Genomic DNA, 16,353 nt, shown 5'->3' with positions numbered 1-16,353 from the left:
GTTATGATTTTGAGCTCTTTTGAGGCAAATAGTGGTTCTATTTAACAAGAAAGAGTACACAAAATAATCAAATTCGGCTTTTCCGCAGTAGATCAGTGTTAAGTCCGACAGGCTGTTAGCTCTGATGATCAGTCTTCGGAGGCAGCCTTGGCCTTCTCCGGTGTTTCGTAGATCAGCAGCGGCTCGGACTCGCCCTCGATGACACCTTCGTCAATCACGACCTTGGTGACATTTTCCATCGACGGCAGCTGGTACATGGTCTCCAGCAATACCGCTTCAAGAATGGAGCGCAGACCACGGGCGCCAGTGCGACGGTCCAGTGCCTTGCGGGCAACGGCGCGCAGTGCTTCCTTGCGGAAATCGACCTCTGCACCTTCCATTTCGAACAGCGCCGCGTACTGCTTGGTCAGGCTGTTCTTGGGTTCGGTGAGAATGGTAATCAGCGCTTCTTCATCCAGCTCAGCCAGCACGGCAATCATGGGCAGACGTCCGACAAACTCGGGAATCAGACCAAATTTCACCAGATCCTCTGCCTCGACACCGGCCAGAATCTTGCTCATGGACTTGCCATCTTCCTTACCCTTCACGCTGGCACTAAAGCCAATCGAGCTCTTTTCAGAACGGGCGCGGATGATCTGCTCCATGCCGGCAAAGGCGCCGCCACAGATAAACAGGATGTTGGAGGTATCAACCTGCAGGAATTCCTGCTGCGGATGCTTGCGACCACCCTGGGGCGGAACCGATGCAACTGTACCTTCGATCAGTTTCAGCAGCGCCTGCTGTACGCCCTCACCCGACACATCGCGGGTAATGGACGGGTTGTCAGACTTGCGTGAAATTTTGTCGATTTCATCGATATACACAATACCCAGCTGCGCCTTTTCGACGTCGTAGTCGCATTTCTGCAGCAGCTTCTGGATGATGTTTTCGACGTCTTCTCCGACGTAGCCCGCCTCAGTCAGCGTGGTGGCATCGGCGATGGTGAAGGGGACGTTAAGCATGCGCGCGAGCGTCTGGGCCAGCAGCGTTTTACCGCTACCCGTGGGGCCGATCAGAAGAATGTTGCTCTTGCCAAGCTCCACACCCTGCTCGCGACGCTCCTTGAAGCGCAAACGCTTGTAATGGTTGTACACGGCAACGGACAGAACCTTCTTGGCCTGCTCCTGACCGATAACATACTCATCCAGCGTCTTCTTGATCTCAGCGGGAATCGGCAGGCGATCGCTCTGCTCCTGACTCTCGATTTCCTGGATCTCTTCTCGAATGATGTCGTTGCACAGATCGACACATTCATCGCAGATAAATACGGAAGGGCCGGCAATGAGCTTGCGCACTTCGTCCTGGCTTTTGCCACAGAACGAACAGAACAGCTTGCTGCCTTCTCCGCCTTTACCTTTAATCTCGTCGGACATTCGACTACCTCAACAGTGCGATCGCGTAAGCCTTATTGATAATGGCATCGCCGGGCAATTTCAACCCGGCATGCCAATTATAATACGGTTCTTACGTGATCAGCCTTCGATTACGCGGCGATCCAGTACTTCATCAATGAGGCCGTATGCCTTGGCCGCATGGGGATCCATGAAGTTGTCACGATCGGTATCACGTGCAAGTGTTTCCAGATCCTGGCCGGTGTGGTGCGCCAGAATTTCGTTCAGTTTCTGGCGGATCGACAGAATTTCACGGGTGTGAATCTCAATGTCGGTCGCCTGACCCTGATAGCCGCCCAGCGGCTGGTGAATCATCACGCGGGAGTTAGGCAGCGCAAAACGCTTGCCTTTGGCGCCGCCGGCCAGCAGGAATGCACCCATGCTCGCCGCCTGACCGATACACATGGTGCTGACATCCGGCTTGATGAAGCGCATGGTATCGTAGATCGCCAGACCCGCAGTCACCGAGCCACCGGGCGAGTTGATGTAAAGGTGAATATCCTTTTCCGGGTTTTCTGCTTCAAGGAACAGTAGCTGGGCAACAATCAGGTTAGCCATGTGGTCTTCGACCTGGCCGACCATGAAAATCACGCGTTCCTTCAGCAGCCGCGAGTAGATATCGTAGGCCCTTTCTCCGCGCGCAGTCTGCTCGACCACCATCGGTACCAGACTGGAGCTAATTCCGGCTCCCGCCTGTCCTGTATAGATATCTGACATGCAAATCTCTCCTTAGCCTTATAAGCGAAAAAAACGACAGTCAGCCTGAGCCAACTGTCGTTTTTCCATGACTCGTTAGAGCGTCGCTGCAGCAGCCTTATTCAGCTGCGGCTTCTTCCGCCACTTCAGCTTCTGGCTGAGCTGGCTTGATCGCGTCTTCGTAGCTGACTTCAACTTCTTCGACTGTAGCAGATGCGAGCAGCTGTTCAACCACCTGATCTTCCATCGCCAGGCTCTGGATCTGGTTCAGCATTTCCTTGTTGCTGTAGTACCAGTCGATAACCTGCTGCGGCTCCTGATACGTCTGAGCCTGCTCTTCAACCATGGCGCGAACGCGGTCTTCATCGACCTTCAGTTCGTTGGCCTTGATGACTTCCTGTACCAGCAGACCGATCGCAACGCGGCGCTTGGCCTGTTCTTCGAACAGTTCCTTGGGCAGCATGTTGGGGTCGAGGTTGGCGTTGCCGCCACCGAACTGCTGTACCGCCTGCTTGCGCAGATTGTCGATCTCGCTATCAACCAGCGGGCTCGGTACGTCAATGGCGTTAAGCTTGATCAGTTTGCCGAAAAGCTGCTCTTTGAGCTTCATTTTCAGCGCCTGCTTCAGCTCGCGCTCCATGTTGTTGCGAACTTCAACCTGGAACTCTTCCAGCGTCTTGCCTTCCAGACCGAACTTGACGAAGAATTCTTCGTTCAGCTCCGGCAGTGAAGAGGCAGATACGTTCTGAACCTTGACCTTGAACAGGGCTACTTTGCCCTGCAGGTTTTCGGACTGGTAATCCGCCGGGAAGGTTACGTTCAGTTCCTTGTCGTCGCCTGCAACGGCGCCAACCAGGCCGGTTTCGAAACCCGGAATCATGGTGTTGGAGCCCAGCACCAGGTCCATGCCTTCGCCTTTGCCGCCATCGAAAGCTTCGCCATCGATAAAGCCTTCAAAGTCGATCTTGACGCGATCGCCATCTTCAGCTGCGCGCTCAACCAGAGCCCACTCAGCCTGCTGCTTGCGCAGGGTGTCGATCATTTTTTCAAGATCGGCATCGGTAACGCTGGCATTCAGTTTCTTGATTTCTGCCGCGGCGAAGTCAGCCAGGGTGATTTCCGGATAAACTTCAAAGGTCGCGGTGAATTCAAAATCTTCACCCGCCTTGTCTTTCTTGAACTCGATATTCGGGCCGCCGGCGGGCTGCAACTTTTCCTGCTGCGCCGCTTCGTAGAAGCTCTGCTGGACCACTTCACCCAGGACTTCCTGGCGAATTCCGGCACCGTAGCGCTTCTGAACTATTTTGACCGGCACCTTGCCCGGACGAAAGCCATCGATACGCACGCGACGCGCAGTATCCTGCACACGGGTGGCTACATCATTATCGATACGCTCGGCCGGAACAGTGATCGTCATCTGACGCTCGAGGCCCGAAGTCGCTTCAACAGAAACTTGCATGGAATTCCTCACAAAACTTGCAGCATTTTTTAATCGCGATCTGCGGACGAATCCGTCCCCAAAAACACCCGCTTGGCGGTAAACTCGCTTTCCGACCTGGCACGGATGCCGCAGAACCTAAATTCTAAAGCGCGAAATTCTGTGCCAGTTACCCCGAATAGTCAAGCGGAATACTATTAAAGGCAGCAGAGTTCGCCACTAGGAAAGGATCATAAAGGAATTTCGCCTTCAATCAAGAAAAACGAATTAAAACAGAAAGATACAGAGAAAATAGCGAGAAATGGGGTGGACGATGGGGCTTGAACCCACGACCACCGGAATCACAATCCGGGGCTCTACCAACTGAGCTACGCCCACCACAGCGTTACAAGCAGGGCAACCTTGAAGCAGACTGGCGTCTGTTCGTTACACCGCAGGTTTTACAAAGCACTAGCATCATCGTCCCGACACTGGGTGCGGGAATGGGGTGGACGATGGGGCTTGAACCCACGACCACCGGAATCACAATCCGGGGCTCTACCAACTGAGCTACGCCCACCACTGCGATGAAGCCTGCCTGAGCTTTAGTGACCAATTCGAAAAACTGACCCCTGCAGACCAAGCCTTGAAACGGTTTGCCTGTGAATCTTGCAATTCATTGAAGCGCTGAACATCCATGCCTGTTACAAGGAATGGGGTGGACGATGGGGCTTGAACCCACGACCACCGGAATCACAATCCGGGGCTCTACCAACTGAGCTACGCCCACCACAGCGTTTCAGACAAACATGGTGCGGACGGGGAGACTCGAACTCCCACACCTTTCGGCACCAGAACCTAAATCTGGCGTGTCTACCAATTTCACCACGTCCGCACAGCTATCAGGAATGGGGTGGACGATGGGGCTTGAACCCACGACCACCGGAATCACAATCCGGGGCTCTACCAACTGAGCTACGCCCACCACTGCCTGACTTTTAACACTTTACCGGATAAGCAACTTACCTAATGGTACGCCCGGCAGGAATCGAACCCGCAACCTACGGCTTAGAAGGCCGTTGCTCTATCCGATTGAGCTACGGGCGCATTGCTCCCGCCTTTAAACAGCTGCTGCAACCGAGACTGCGGCGACCTGCCTAAAGGAGCGGCATATACTACGGCCGACACTTTTGGACGTCAACTAAAAATATGGATTTTTTTCAGTAAAATCATACTGGTTACAGAATAGCCATGAATTTGCGGCGATTGCTGCAAACAGGCAATTGCCAGAGCCTGCCCGGCACGCAAAAGCGGCCCAAGGTAACAGTCACGGTTCATTTAGCGAAATCGCCACTTGGCCGCACACCTGTAACCATGAGAAAATCCGCGCCAGTTAACTACTACCCGCCTCGAGGAATACAGCCCAACGATGACTGCAAACATAATTGACGGCAAACGGATTGCAGCCCAAGTGCGCGAAAAAGTGGCTCAGGGTGTAAAGAAGCGCGTGGAAACGGGCAAGCGAGCCCCCTGCCTCGCCGTGGTTCTGGTGGGGGTTGATCCCGCGTCCCACGTGTATGTGCGCAACAAGAAAAATGCCTGCCAGGACGTTGGTATCCAGTCGCTATCCTACGATCTGCCCGCCACCGCCTTGCAGCAGGAGCTGCTGGAGCTGGTCGATAGCCTGAACGCAAACAGCGAGGTCGATGGCATTCTGGTTCAGCTGCCGCTGCCCAAGCAGCTCGATGCCAATGTAATCCTGGAGCGTATTCGACCGGACAAGGATGTTGACGGCTTCCACCCCTTTAACCTTGGACGCCTGGCTCAGCGCCTGCCCGCCCTGCGCCCCTGCACACCCAAGGGGGTCATGCATCTGCTGGAGTCCACGGGTATCGAGTTTCATGGCAAGGAAGCGGTGGTCGTGGGTGCATCCAACATTGTTGGTCGCCCCATGGGGCTGGAGCTGCTGCTGGCCGGTTGCACCGTGACCACGACACATCGCTTTACGCACAACCTGGCAGAGCATCTCGGCCGCGCCGATGTTGTGGTGGTCGGCGTTGGCAAACCGGGCCTGGTGAAAGGCGAATGGATCAAGCCCGGCGCTGTGGTTATTGATGTCGGTATTAACCGCTTGGATGACGGCCGCCTGGTGGGTGATATCGAATATGAAACGGCTGCCGAGCGCGCTGGCTGGATCACTCCGGTGCCCGGCGGTGTGGGCCCGATGACGGTGGCCTGCCTGATGGAAAATACCCTGGAAGCGGCCAATAACCTCGACCTGGCGTAAGCCACTGGGGACTCGCTCACCTGCCCTGCTGCCTGGCGCTTACGGCCAAGCAGTTACAGGGCAGGCGATAGGCGACTTAACACTACCCCAACTCTCCACAAGCAAACCCAGATATTTCTCGCAAGCACCGATTTTCAGGCCCCTTGCGCAAGGCTAACGTGTTTTCCAGTATCACTGCATTTCCACGAACAGAAAAGATGCCGTCCAGGTGATGAGTACCAGCCCTGCAAGAGACTCGATTCCGAGTCAGAAATCTCAGCAGGAATCTCAGGTAACCGACAGGCTGAATGTCACCACAGCCGAGCGAGGTAAAGGTCGTAAAGGAAAAGTACACGCAATCGAGCAGACTGCCGTCGAAATTGCCCTTTAACCGCCCCCAACCGCTGATGCCCTGCATAAAGTAGTAGGCAATGGCAAAGATCCACACCTCTATTAAATGAGCAACCAGGGCGCCGCCAACGCCCAGCACTATTCTGAACCTGTGCCCAACCAGTACGACCACTGCACTGCAGTACAAGGCTAGAAATAGCATGCCTCTCCCTGCGCGATGATAGGACTAGGCCCCTGTAGATATCCCACCTGACGGATAGCCGTTACCGGCATCTTACCCACGACTGGCCTTTCTATCTGCTACTTGCCAAGCCGCGCACGCAGCTTGCGCTGACCAGACAGTAAACACAAATACTGTGGTAATGCCTGTCGGATCCAGCGCCATTGATACAGCAGGGTCAGATGCCACCAACCCTGCTGATGGTACTTGCGGGCACTGGTACAGAGCTCTGCATCCAGGCCATTCAGTTTTAATCCCATCTGCCGCGCGCGCCACACCAGCAGGTGATCTTCACCGTAGGATGCCTTCTCACAATAGCCGTCCAGCGCCCGAAAGTTCGTGGCCGACAGGCATAGCCCCTGATCCCCAAAGGGAATGCCCAGCCAGGCCGAACGCAGGTTGGCGCCTTTGGCATTGAGTGTCATGGGCCCTGCCCCATCGCTCGCGAATGCAAGCCGAAAATAATGCAGCGCATCAGACTTTGAAGCCAGCCCCTGCTCAAGCGCATGAATCATCTCGCGCGTCAGGACAGAATCGAGATGCAAAAACCACAGTGCCCGCCCCCGTGCTAACTGGGCCGCGGTGTTCATTTGGATGGCACGGCCTTTAACGGAGATAACGGTATAAATTCTTTTATTCAAAGGCAGTGCAATATCATCTCTGGATTCACAAAGAGCACATATAACCTCCCAGCTCGGAGGTAACAGATCCAGCGTCTCGATCAACCTGAAGGGCCCTGTCTCGCCTGGCCCGATCGGGATAATTACGCTAACCGGCGGAGTGCCTACTTCAGATTTCACTGCAGGAGGAGCCATAGCGGAAACATGAAAAACAACGATGATGCTTCATGCTGACCTGCTGCTCCATAGCTTCATGCAGGGTGAGGCCCAGGTCGTACTCGGGATCATCATCCACCAGGGTGCAGGCATAGACCCGCATGCGGTTATTTTGCTTGAGCACCATCTTGCTGAAGGCACACATGAAATTGCGCCGACTTGCCTCACTCTGGAACTGGGTCATGCAGTGCGTCGTAACGCCCGGCACATCGGCGTGACTACCCGGGGGGAGAAAGTCGGGAAAGGCCACCTGGGTGAGATCGGCCGGCAAGCCCTGCTCTACCAGCAAGGCGGCGTACTGAGCGGCAACGCTTGGGGTATCCTCATCCACCTTCATGTGGCGGGCTATGGATACATGAAAGCCTCTGGCGTGCAGCAGGCGCAGACCTTCAAAGGCACGATCGAAATTGCCCTCACCCCTGCCCTCATCATGTTCGCCCCGGTCGATTGAATCGATACTGACACGAAAGCTCACCGGATGAGCGGAGTCACGCAGTACATCCAGCTGATCAATGCGCTTGTGCAGGGCATCGGTGCCATTGGTCAGCACCAGGCAGGGCGCGACCTCGCTCGCCCGTTGCAGTATGCGTATCAGATCCTTCGCCAGAAAAGGCTCGCCGCCGGTGAAGGAAAACTGCTCCACGCCCATTGCGGCAGCTTCGTCGATAAAGGGCTCGGCGTCTACCAGCTTCAGCAGCTGCAGGCGATTATCCCCGGGCTTTGAACCTTCAAGACAGAACGGGCAGCTCAGATTGCAGGCCGTACCGGTGTGAAACCACAATTCACGCAGCGCATGGGGGCGAATGTAGCCGCGGGGCTGACCTTCGGGAGTGCTATACCAGTCGCGACTGCGAATAGGTTCCATCAAACAAGTTCCTGTATAAGTTTACGTAGCGCCTGTTGCGGCGCGCGTGGATCATCGACAAGAGATGCGCGCAGCCGGCGCAGGTCTGCAACCAGATCGACATCATCACAGGGCGTCACCCAGCCGACCGAAAGCCCTGCCTGCTCGCAGCACTGCACCAGCGCCTGACCCAGCTCCGGCGTACTCCAGGGCAGTGCATCGAGATCCGGCCAGGCCACTGCGGCCGCCATCAGTGTGACGCCGCCGTCGGTGGCCCCAGACAGCACTATGTCGTGCTGAGCAAGCTTTTCGGCCGCCGCCAGCAATTGATCGGGGGTCTGCTCTGGCATATCCGAGCCGATGATAATCAGCCGCTCATGTCCTGCTGCACGTAACTGGCGTTCCACGTGATTGATACGCTGACCGAGATTGTCTCCCTGCTGGGCAATCACCGTATCAAGCCAGGGGTGTTCAGCTTGATAGCTGTCGCAATCGGCGGCATCGGCGCAGGCAATCACGCTGCGACCGGGCCAGCTGGCGAGCTGGGCCAGCGCGCACTGGTGCAGCATATCCGCGATACGAAAGGCGCCCTGTTGGCCGAGGACCCGCGCCAGGCGTTGCTTGCCAATGCCGAGGCGCGGGCGCTTGCAGAAGAGTATGAGAGTCATGCCCACGAGGGTAAGAAACCTGAGTGAATTAAAACTGAATATGGCGTCCAGGACACCCGGATAGCGATGTAAAAAAGGCGGCCTTGGCCGCCTTAATCACTCATTGCAACAGGGATATCAGCCCTCGCGGTACCAGCTGGTACCGGAGCGATCATCCTTGAGGATGACACCCTGGGCCGCGAGGTCATCACGAATCTTGTCCGAAAGTGCAAAATCGCGATTGCTGCGGGCATCCTTGCGCTGCAGAATCAGGGCCTCAATCTGCTCGGCACTCAGCTCGCCCGCTCGGTCTTCACCTTTGAGAAATACATCCGGGCTCTGTTGCAAAAGCCCTATAATGCCGCCCAGACGCTTGAGCTGCGCCGCCAGCTTGCCGGCCTCCAGGCTGCCTTCGCGCACCGCGCGGTTCAGCTCGCTGACCAGCTCAAACAGCACCGCCAGTGCCTTGGGTGTATTGAAGTCATCATCCATGGCGGCAAAGAAACGGGCTTCGAAGTCATTGTCCGGCTCAGCGTCGGCACATTCCACCGAGCCCAGCGCCTGGTAGAAACGCTCCAGCGCGCTGCGGGCTTCTTTCAGGCTGTCTTCGCTGTAGTCGATGTAGCTGCGATAATGCACGCTGGCCAGGAAGTAGCGCACCACTTCAGCGTCATACTTTTCAAGCACGTCACGAATGGTGAAGAAGTTGCCCAGCGACTTGGACATTTTTTCGCTGTTAACCCGTACCGGGCCTGCATGCATCCAGGTGTTGACGTACTGCACGCCGTTGGCGGCTTCCGACTGGGCAATCTCGTTTTCATGATGCGGGAACGGCAGATCAGGGCCGCCACCGTGAATGTCGAAGGTATCGCCCAGGCAGCACTTGGACATGGCCGAGCACTCGATATGCCAACCCGGGCGACCTGGCCCCCAGGGCGACTCCCAGCTAACCTCGCCGGGCTTGGCCGCTTTCCAGAGCACGAAATCCAGCGGGCTTTCCTTGGCTTCCTCAACATTGACCCGGCTGCCGGAGCGCAATTCATCGATGTTCTGACGTGTCAGCTTGCCGTAGCCTTCAAATTTCTCGACCCGATAATAGACATCGCCATTGCTGGCCGCATAGGCAAAGCCCTTTTCGATCAGGGTCTGCACCAGCGCGAGGATATCATCTATATGGGCGGTGGCACGGGGCTCCATATCCGGACGCAGCACCGACAGACGGATTTCGTCTTCGTGCATGGCCTCGATCATGCGACTGGTCAGAGTCTCGGGCGTTTCGCCGTTTTCGGCCGCACGCTTGATGATCTTGTCGTCCACATCGGTGATGTTGCGCACATAGGTCAGATCCCAACCCCGGGCGCGCAGGTACCGGGTAATGACATCGAAGGACACCATGACGCGGGCATGGCCGATATGACAGAAGTCATAGACCGTGATGCCGCAGACATACATGCGAATTTTGCCCGCGTCGATCGGCTCGAAGGGCACTTTATCCTTGCTCAGAGTGTTATAGATTTGCAGCATCAAACCAGCTTTTGAGTCAGATTCGGGATTCCGCCAACGGTTCAAGAGCCCTGAGGCCTGCCCCGCAGCACGTATGGGCGCCATTATAAATCAATTGATTGCGCAATGGTGCGCCGGATTTGCTACCAGAGTGCAGGGTCGTCCGGGTCCGCCACAGGCGCCTGTGGCACGCCTTGGGAATCGAGGCGAATTTCACCCAGCTGTGCGTCCGACAAGGGGCTGCGCTCGGCACTGAGTACAAGCCTGCTGGGGCCATCCCAGCTGATAGCCTCCCACTGAGCATAGGTACTTAGCCTGTAGCGCTGCGCCCCGCTCCAGTCCGGTGCCAGCTTTTGACCGCTATTCCCGTTATTAGATAACGGTATAAACCAGATAAAGCTGTGACCAAAGAAGCGTTCGCGGCTGTAGCCCAGCAATACCAGGCGCCTGGATACCGGATCATAGTCCGCCGCCGTGATCAGCCCGTTGACCGGATAGCTGCGAAGCGGAAACACCGCCTGTTCTCGTGCCCGCCTGTCTAACCGATACAGCTCTGTATGCCCATCCCCGCGGTTCTTGCTGAACAGCCAGAGCTCGTCTTCAACCACCGTGACGGCCTCGCAATCAAAGTTATGATCGCCCGATGCCTTCACTTCAAGCCGCTGACCGTAGCGAAAACGGCTGACGTCATACTCGACTCGGCTGCCATCCGGTGCGCTGAGCGCATCGAGCGCAATCCGATAGAGCTGCAGCGCTTCACGGCGGCCCCGGTTATTGCCGCAATCGGCGATATACAAAGTGTCAGCATCCACCGCCAGGGATTCCCAGTCGATATTGCGCGCCCCCGCCAGATAAAGCGTCTTGGCGATATCGCGACCATCGCGTGAGAGCTGATAGATAGCGGCATCATCGCCACTGTCGTTGAGCGTCCAGAGGCGACCTTCTATCTGCGCCAGCCCAGAGGTTTCAAGCACGGCAGCGGGCAGCAGCGCCAGACGCTGCACTTCGGCCACGGCTGATGCCTTCGCAGGCCTTTGCTGTTCTGCGGGCGTCCCAGGGGCACTCGGCACTGTGGCCGCACCCTTCACTTTGGGGGACGGCACCTGAGTTGAAGGAGCCTGAACGGACTGCACCTGAACGGGCGCCTGAGGCGACATGTCAGGTTGCTGTCCCACAGTGACTGCCGCTGCCTGCGTCGTTTTCTCAGATCCCGTCCCTGCCTCGCCGGGTGCCGCCCCGTCCAGCGTGGAGCAGCCCGCCGCGAGCAGCAGTACTGCCATCACAGCCACCGAGCGCACCAATGTCGCCCCGCTTCCCACACGCCCTTCTATCGCACCCACCACTACCGATTGCACCCTGCTCAAAACCACTGTGTGAACCCTTTGTGACGCTGCTAACGCCCGCGAGCATAGCAGCTAAACTGCACGCCTATAAACAGGGCATCCCCTGGTTGCCCTGTTGCACGAACAGGGCCTTTATTACCCGGACACCCATGACACCGCTGAATCTGTTCCGCATCGTATTTTCTGCCCTGGCGCACTGCCTGGCACACCCCAGACTGATCAACGGATGAACGCCAGACAGGATACTCAGCGCCCACTGCCGGAACTGGATGAACTGCAACGGCTGATCGCGCGTGGCGGCAGCCAGCTCGATGTCTCGCTGCTGACAGAGGTGACCGACGGCGCCGGGCGCTATCCGCTCTATGCGCTAAAACTCGGCAACCCGGACCCACAGGCGCCGGTATTACTGCTGTGCGGCGGCATTCACGGCGTGGAGCGCATCGGTACCCAGCTGCTGCTGACTCAGCTCGATGCGCTGCTGTCGCGACTGCCCTGGGATCAGGGGCTGCAGCAGGATCTTGAACATATCCGTCTGGTGTTTTGCCCGCTGCTGAACCCCGCTGGCATGGCACGGGGATCACGTTCCAATGGCAAGGGTGTCGACCTGATGCGCAATGCCCCGCACAATGCCGAAGAACCGGGGGCCTGGCTGCTGTCGGGCCACCGCATCGGCGCCTGGCTGCCCTGGTATCGCGGTGCGCTTAACGAGCCCATGCAAGCGGAGTCTGCCGCGCTCTGTGCGCTGGTGAACCGCGAAATCGGCGGCGCGCCCTTTTGCCTGTCGCTGGATTGCCACTCCGGTTTTGGCATGCGCGACCGGCTCTGGTTTCCCTATGCCGGCAGCACGCGCCCGCTGGAGCAACTCGGCGAATTACAGGCCCTGATGGAACTCTACGAAAGCGCCAATCCGCACCATCGCTACCTGCTCGAACCCCAGTGTCACCAGTACCGCACCCACGGTGACCTCTGGGACCATCTGTATTATCAACACCTGCTGCGCCACACAGACAGCACGGGCCAGAAACCTGTCTTCCTGCCATTAACCCTGGAGCTGGGCTCCTGGCTCTGGGTACGCAAGAACCTGCGTCAGCTCAGCAGCTTCAACGGGCTCTTCAATCCCCTGGTGCCACACCGGCAACGGCGTATCCTGCGCCATCACAACTCCCTGTTCGATTTCATGATCCGGGCGGTGCGTTCCTGGCAGCAGTGGCTGCCCGAAGGACACGCCCGCGATATCCAGCAGCAGCGCGCATTGCAACGCTGGTACAAAGACATCGAGCGCCCATGAGCCAGACGCTGACAGAATTCACCCCGCGCTCAAGGCTCAACCCCGAAGCCCAACAGGAGCCAAGTGATGCGATGGCGCTGCCCTGCTGGGTACTGTTGCGCGGACTGACCCGGGAGCAGCGCCACTGGGGCGACTTTGGCCAGCGCCTGGCGGATCATTTGCAGGCACGGGTGCTGTGCCCCGACCTGCCCGGCAACGGCCAGCTGTATCGGCGGCAAAGCCCATTACACCTGAGTGACCTGGTCGAACATCTGCGCCTTGAGCTGCGTCTTCTGCACGCTCATGCACCCCTGCGGCTGCTTGGCCTGTCGATGGGCGCCATGGTTGCCACTGAATGGGGGCTGCACTACCCGCAAGAGATTGCCAGTCTGGTGCTGATTAACGGCAGTCTGGGTGACCTGAGTCCGCCCTGGCAGCGCCTGCGCCCAGGCGCATTGCCCTGTATCGCCCGCGCGCTGCTGCTCGATACCGCCGGGCGCGAGGCGTTGATCTACCGCCTCAGTTGTCGCCGCCACGCGGATACAACGCTCGCCCAGTGGCTCAGTTATGCCCGGGAGTACCCGGTGAGCCGCAGCAATGTCTTGCGCCAGTTTCGGGCGGCGAGTTGCTATCGCAGCGGCGGGCGCCTGCCTGCAGCCAAGGCGCTCATCCTCTGTTCTCGCAACGATGCCCTGGTTAACCCCGCCTGCAGCGCCGCCATCGCCAATCACTGGCGGGCGCCGCTTGGCATCCATCCGAGCGCCGGCCACGACCTGCCCCACGACGATCCCGACTGGGTGCTGGCACAGATAGCGCGCTGGTAAAGCACTGCCAGAACCTCTGTTGCTAGAGCACTCAAACCCTGAACACAAAAACGCCTGACCCCGCTGCCGGGATCAGGCGTTTTATCGTGCTTTAAAGCGTGCTTACTTGCCCTGAATCTTCACCCCGTCCGTTCGACGAAGAGCGCGCAGCGTGACAGTACAGTTAAGCACCAGGCGGCTTTCGTCGCGTGCTTACTTGCCCTGAATTTTCACCCAGGAGTCGCGCAGTGTTACGGTACGGTTAAGCACCAGGCGACTTTCGTCGGAGTCTTTGTCGACCGAGAAATACCCCAGACGCTCAAACTGATAGTGGGCTTCTGCCACCGCGTGTTTGAGGCCGATTTCTACGCGGCTGTCGGTCAGTATTTCCAGCGACCCAGGATTAAGATGGGTCTGGAAATCCACCGCCTTGTCGGCTTCGGGATTCGCTTCGGTGAACAAACGATCATACAGGCGCACTTCGCATGGCACTGAATGATCGGCATTGACCCAGTGAATCACGCCATTGGGCTTGTAGCCCGTGGGGTTTTCACCCTTGGTGGCCGGATCATAGCTGCAGATCAGCTCAACCAGATTGCCCGCGGCATCCTTGATCACTTCATTACAGGTGATCACGTAAGCGCCGCGCAGGCGCACGGCATCGCCCGGTGCCAGGCGCTTCCACTTGCGCGGTTTCTCTTCTTCGAAGTCTTCCTGTTCGATCAGCAGGTTGCGACCAAAGGACACCTTGCGCAGCCCCATGGACTCATCTTTCGGATGAGCCGGCAATTCGAACCACTCTTCCTCGCCTTCGGCGAAGTTGCTTACCGTCACCTTGAGCGGGCGCGTTACGCACATGGCGCGCGGTGCATTGGCATCAAGATCATCCCGCACGGCGGATTCCAGCATGCCCATGTCGACCACACCGTTGGAGCGGGTGACGCCGATCATGTCGCAGAAATTGCGAATGGAGGCCGGGGTAAAACCGCGACGACGCAGGCCGGAAATCGTCGGCATGCGGGGATCGTCCCAACCGGATACGTGCTGTTCGTCGACCAGCAGCTTGAGCTTGCGCTTGCTGGTGATGGTGTAGTTCAGGTTCAGGCGGGCAAATTCATACTGGCGCGGCTGGGCCGGCACCGGCAGATTGGCAATGAACCAGTCGTACAGCGGACGGTGATCTTCGAATTCCAGCGTACAGATGGAGTGCGTCACCCCTTCCAGCGCATCGGACTGGCCGTGGGCAAAGTCGTAGGACGGGTAGATGCACCATTTGTCGCCGGTCTGGTGATGGTGCGCCTTGCGGATACGGTAGATTACCGGATCACGCAGGTTCATGTTCGGCGCCGCCATATCGATTTTGACGCGCAGAGCACAGTCGCCTTCGTCGAACTCGCCATTACGCATGCGCTCAAACAGCTCAAGGTTTTCCGCAACACTGCGCTCACGGTACGGGCTGTTCTTGCCAGGCTCGGTGAGATTGCCGCGGAACTCGCGCATTTCGTGGGCGCTCAGGCTGTCGACATAAGCCTTGCCGTTGGCGATCAGGTACAGCGCCCACTGGTACAGCTGTTCGAAATAGTCCGAGGTGTAACGGATATCGCCGTCCCACTTGAAGCCCAGCCAGCGTACATCTTCAGCGATGGCGTCGATGTATTCCTGGCTCTCTTTTTCGGGGTTGGTATCGTCAAAACGCAGGTTGCACAGGCCCTGATACTTGGCAGCAGTGCCAAAATTCAGACAGATCGACTTGGCGTGACCGATATGCAGATAACCGTTAGGCTCTGGCGGGAAGCGTGTCACGACCTGACCACCGGCGACCTTCTCGTCTGCGATGTCGCTCTCGATGATCTGATGGATAAAATTTGTAGGCTTGACGTGTTCTTGCTTGCTCATAGTCGGCTTGGTGTCCAGTCTGTCCTGACGGCATGAAAAGTCGCAGCATTATAAACGTATCGGGCCGCTGATCACACTAACGCGCAGCGATACAGGCCCCTAGGAGGCTGTCCGATAATGCAGGCCGTAGCGAGAGCTCTCTGGTTTAAGCTGGTTTTTGGGATGTTTTAAGACGAATAGTGGTTCTATTTAACGAAAAACAGCATAAAAAAAAGCCAAACTCAGGCAGTTCGCTGTAGGTGAGTATTGTCGGAAAGCCTCCTTGGGTATAATGCCGGATTATTCAAGATCCCCCCGATCACGTAAAATAGAACCCCCAGGAAGTAAAGCAATGATTATTCTTTCGACCAACCACGGCGACATCTCCATCGAACTCGACTACGACAAGGCGCCCAAGACCGCTGCCAACTTCGAACAGTACGTGCGCGATGGCTTCTACGACGGCGTGATCTTCCACCGCGTCATCGATGGCTTCATGCTGCAGGGCGGCGGTTTCACTCCCGGCATGAAACAAAAGGAAACCCGCGGCAACATCGAGAACGAAGCCAACAACGGCCTGAAAAACCTCACCGGCACCCTGTCCATGGCCCGCACCATGGATCCGCACTCCGCCTCTGCCCAGTTCTTTATCAACGTAAAGGACAACAGCTTCCTGGATCACACCGCTGAAACCACCCAGGGCTGGGGCTACGCTGTCTTCGCCAAGGTTGTCGATGGCATGGACGTGGTCAACAAGATCAAGGGTGTTAAGACCACGTCCCGCGGCGGTCATCAGGACGTGCCGGCTGAAGACGTGATCATCGAATCTGCCCGCATCACCGAGTAAGAGCACCC

14 protein-coding genes and 6 tRNA genes are annotated in these 16,353 nt (G+C 57.4%); 4 read left to right on the top strand and 16 right to left on the bottom strand.

The genetic code is table 11. The features are described 5' to 3' along the window. Positions 1–128: 128 nt before the first annotated feature. The 9 genes from clpX to A8C75_RS11370 all read right to left on the bottom strand — a co-directional run bounded on the left by clpX (position 129) and on the right by A8C75_RS11370 (position 4,650). A complete protein-coding gene (gene clpX / locus A8C75_RS11410; protein ID WP_067382179.1) occupies positions 129–1,412 on the bottom strand; it encodes an ATP-dependent Clp protease ATP-binding subunit ClpX in 1,284 nt (427 codons plus the stop codon). 99 nt (positions 1,413–1,511) lie between these two features. Continuing rightward, positions 1,512–2,147 carry an ATP-dependent Clp endopeptidase proteolytic subunit ClpP gene (clpP, locus tag A8C75_RS11405; protein WP_067382176.1) on the bottom strand — a complete coding sequence of 212 codons (636 nt, stop codon included), beginning with the start codon at positions 2,145–2,147 and terminating at the stop codon, positions 1,512–1,514. Positions 2,148–2,244: 97 nt separating this feature from the next. Further along, positions 2,245–3,585 (bottom strand): trigger factor, encoded by a 1,341-nt coding sequence (gene tig / locus A8C75_RS11400; RefSeq protein ID WP_067382173.1) that lies wholly within the window; start codon positions 3,583–3,585, stop codon positions 2,245–2,247. Positions 3,586–3,866: 281 nt separating this feature from the next. Next, positions 3,867–3,942 (bottom strand) — tRNA-His (locus tag A8C75_RS11395). Positions 3,943–4,047: 105 nt separating this feature from the next. Next, a tRNA-His gene (locus A8C75_RS11390) sits at positions 4,048–4,123 on the bottom strand. A gap of 134 nt (positions 4,124–4,257) precedes the next feature. Beyond that, a tRNA-His gene (locus A8C75_RS11385) sits at positions 4,258–4,333 on the bottom strand. Between the two features lie 20 nt (positions 4,334–4,353). Next, a tRNA-Leu gene (locus A8C75_RS11380) sits at positions 4,354–4,438 on the bottom strand. Positions 4,439–4,452: 14 nt separating this feature from the next. Beyond that, positions 4,453–4,528 (bottom strand) — tRNA-His (locus A8C75_RS11375). A 45-nt stretch (positions 4,529–4,573) separates the two neighbouring features. Continuing rightward, a tRNA-Arg gene (locus A8C75_RS11370) sits at positions 4,574–4,650 on the bottom strand. Between the two features lie 322 nt (positions 4,651–4,972). Between A8C75_RS11370 and folD the strand changes: the two genes are divergently transcribed. Next, positions 4,973–5,830 carry a bifunctional methylenetetrahydrofolate dehydrogenase/methenyltetrahydrofolate cyclohydrolase FolD gene (folD, locus tag A8C75_RS11365; protein WP_067382170.1) on the top strand — a complete coding sequence of 286 codons (858 nt, stop codon included), beginning with the start codon at positions 4,973–4,975 and terminating at the stop codon, positions 5,828–5,830. An 82-nt stretch (positions 5,831–5,912) separates the two neighbouring features. Here folD and A8C75_RS24265 read toward each other — a convergent pair whose 3' ends face one another. The 6 genes from A8C75_RS24265 to A8C75_RS11335 all read right to left on the bottom strand — a co-directional run bounded on the left by A8C75_RS24265 (position 5,913) and on the right by A8C75_RS11335 (position 11,223). Next, positions 5,913–6,227: an ion channel gene (locus A8C75_RS24265; protein ID WP_418287457.1), complete on the bottom strand. Its 315-nt coding sequence runs from the start codon at positions 6,225–6,227 to the stop codon at positions 5,913–5,915. Positions 6,228–6,460: 233 nt separating this feature from the next. Further along, positions 6,461–7,105, bottom strand: coding sequence for a glycosyl transferase family 2 (locus A8C75_RS11355; RefSeq protein WP_157890269.1), 645 nt, complete (start codon positions 7,103–7,105; stop codon positions 6,461–6,463). Positions 7,106–7,169: 64 nt separating this feature from the next. Then, entirely contained in the window at positions 7,170–8,081 is a 912-nt protein-coding gene (locus A8C75_RS11350; RefSeq protein ID WP_067382164.1) for a radical SAM protein, read from the bottom strand. Continuing rightward, positions 8,081–8,728 (bottom strand): TIGR04282 family arsenosugar biosynthesis glycosyltransferase, encoded by a 648-nt coding sequence (locus A8C75_RS11345; RefSeq protein ID WP_067382161.1) that lies wholly within the window; start codon positions 8,726–8,728, stop codon positions 8,081–8,083. The genes A8C75_RS11350 and A8C75_RS11345 overlap by 1 nt, the downstream gene beginning before the upstream one ends. Before the next feature lie 117 nt (positions 8,729–8,845). After that, positions 8,846–10,231, bottom strand: coding sequence for a cysteine--tRNA ligase (gene cysS / locus A8C75_RS11340; RefSeq protein ID WP_067382158.1), 1,386 nt, complete (start codon positions 10,229–10,231; stop codon positions 8,846–8,848). 122 nt (positions 10,232–10,353) lie between these two features. Then, positions 10,354–11,223, bottom strand: coding sequence for a hypothetical protein (locus tag A8C75_RS11335; RefSeq protein ID WP_067382155.1), 870 nt, complete (start codon positions 11,221–11,223; stop codon positions 10,354–10,356). Positions 11,224–11,779: 556 nt separating this feature from the next. Between A8C75_RS11335 and A8C75_RS11330 the strand changes: the two genes are divergently transcribed. Both A8C75_RS11330 and A8C75_RS11325 read left to right on the top strand, forming a co-directional pair. Next, positions 11,780–12,841: a M14 family zinc carboxypeptidase gene (locus A8C75_RS11330; RefSeq protein ID WP_067382152.1), complete on the top strand. Its 1,062-nt coding sequence runs from the start codon at positions 11,780–11,782 to the stop codon at positions 12,839–12,841. Then, complete coding sequence (locus A8C75_RS11325; RefSeq protein ID WP_084784005.1) at positions 12,838–13,644, top strand: alpha/beta fold hydrolase; 807 nt, start codon at positions 12,838–12,840, stop codon at positions 13,642–13,644. Before A8C75_RS11330 ends, A8C75_RS11325 begins: the two co-directional genes overlap by 4 nt. A 192-nt stretch (positions 13,645–13,836) precedes the next feature. On the opposite strand, the gene A8C75_RS11320 is transcribed toward A8C75_RS11325, so the two are convergent. Continuing rightward, positions 13,837–15,519 (bottom strand): glutamine--tRNA ligase/YqeY domain fusion protein, encoded by a 1,683-nt coding sequence (locus tag A8C75_RS11320; RefSeq protein WP_067382146.1) that lies wholly within the window; start codon positions 15,517–15,519, stop codon positions 13,837–13,839. Positions 15,520–15,850: 331 nt separating this feature from the next. Here A8C75_RS11320 and A8C75_RS11315 point away from each other — a divergent pair, with 331 nt between their 5' ends. Beyond that, the gene (locus tag A8C75_RS11315) at positions 15,851–16,345 is read left to right on the top strand and encodes a peptidylprolyl isomerase (protein ID WP_067382143.1); all 495 of its coding nucleotides are present in this window, start codon (positions 15,851–15,853) and stop codon (positions 16,343–16,345) included. Positions 16,346–16,353: the final 8 nt, after the last annotated feature.

Source organism: Marinobacterium aestuarii, from assembly GCF_001651805.1.
GTDB classification, from domain to species: Bacteria; Pseudomonadota; Gammaproteobacteria; order Pseudomonadales; family Balneatricaceae; genus Marinobacterium_A; species Marinobacterium_A aestuarii.
This window is presented reverse-complemented; position numbering and strand designations above follow the sequence as displayed.

What these genes read in the sequence shown, in the direction of transcription:
- clpX (WP_067382179.1), bottom strand. Translation starts at nt 1,412, where the DNA reads ATGTCCGACGAGATTAAAGGTAAAGGCGGAGAAGGCAGCAAGCTGTTC.
- clpP (WP_067382176.1), bottom strand. Translation starts at nt 2,147, where the DNA reads ATGTCAGATATCTATACAGGACAGGCGGGAGCCGGAATTAGCTCCAGT.
- tig (WP_067382173.1), bottom strand. Translation starts at nt 3,585, where the DNA reads ATGCAAGTTTCTGTTGAAGCGACTTCGGGCCTCGAGCGTCAGATGACG.
- folD (WP_067382170.1), top strand. Translation starts at nt 4,973, where the DNA reads ATGACTGCAAACATAATTGACGGCAAACGGATTGCAGCCCAAGTGCGC.
- A8C75_RS24265 (WP_418287457.1), bottom strand. Translation starts at nt 6,227, where the DNA reads ATGCAGGGCATCAGCGGTTGGGGGCGGTTAAAGGGCAATTTCGACGGC.
- A8C75_RS11350 (WP_067382164.1), bottom strand. Translation starts at nt 8,081, where the DNA reads ATGGAACCTATTCGCAGTCGCGACTGGTATAGCACTCCCGAAGGTCAG.
- A8C75_RS11345 (WP_067382161.1), bottom strand. Translation starts at nt 8,728, where the DNA reads ATGACTCTCATACTCTTCTGCAAGCGCCCGCGCCTCGGCATTGGCAAG.
- cysS (WP_067382158.1), bottom strand. Translation starts at nt 10,231, where the DNA reads ATGCTGCAAATCTATAACACTCTGAGCAAGGATAAAGTGCCCTTCGAG.
- A8C75_RS11330 (WP_067382152.1), top strand. Translation starts at nt 11,780, where the DNA reads ATGAACGCCAGACAGGATACTCAGCGCCCACTGCCGGAACTGGATGAA.
- A8C75_RS11325 (WP_084784005.1), top strand. Translation starts at nt 12,838, where the DNA reads ATGAGCCAGACGCTGACAGAATTCACCCCGCGCTCAAGGCTCAACCCC.
- A8C75_RS11320 (WP_067382146.1), bottom strand. Translation starts at nt 15,519, where the DNA reads ATGAGCAAGCAAGAACACGTCAAGCCTACAAATTTTATCCATCAGATC.
- A8C75_RS11315 (WP_067382143.1), top strand. Translation starts at nt 15,851, where the DNA reads ATGATTATTCTTTCGACCAACCACGGCGACATCTCCATCGAACTCGAC.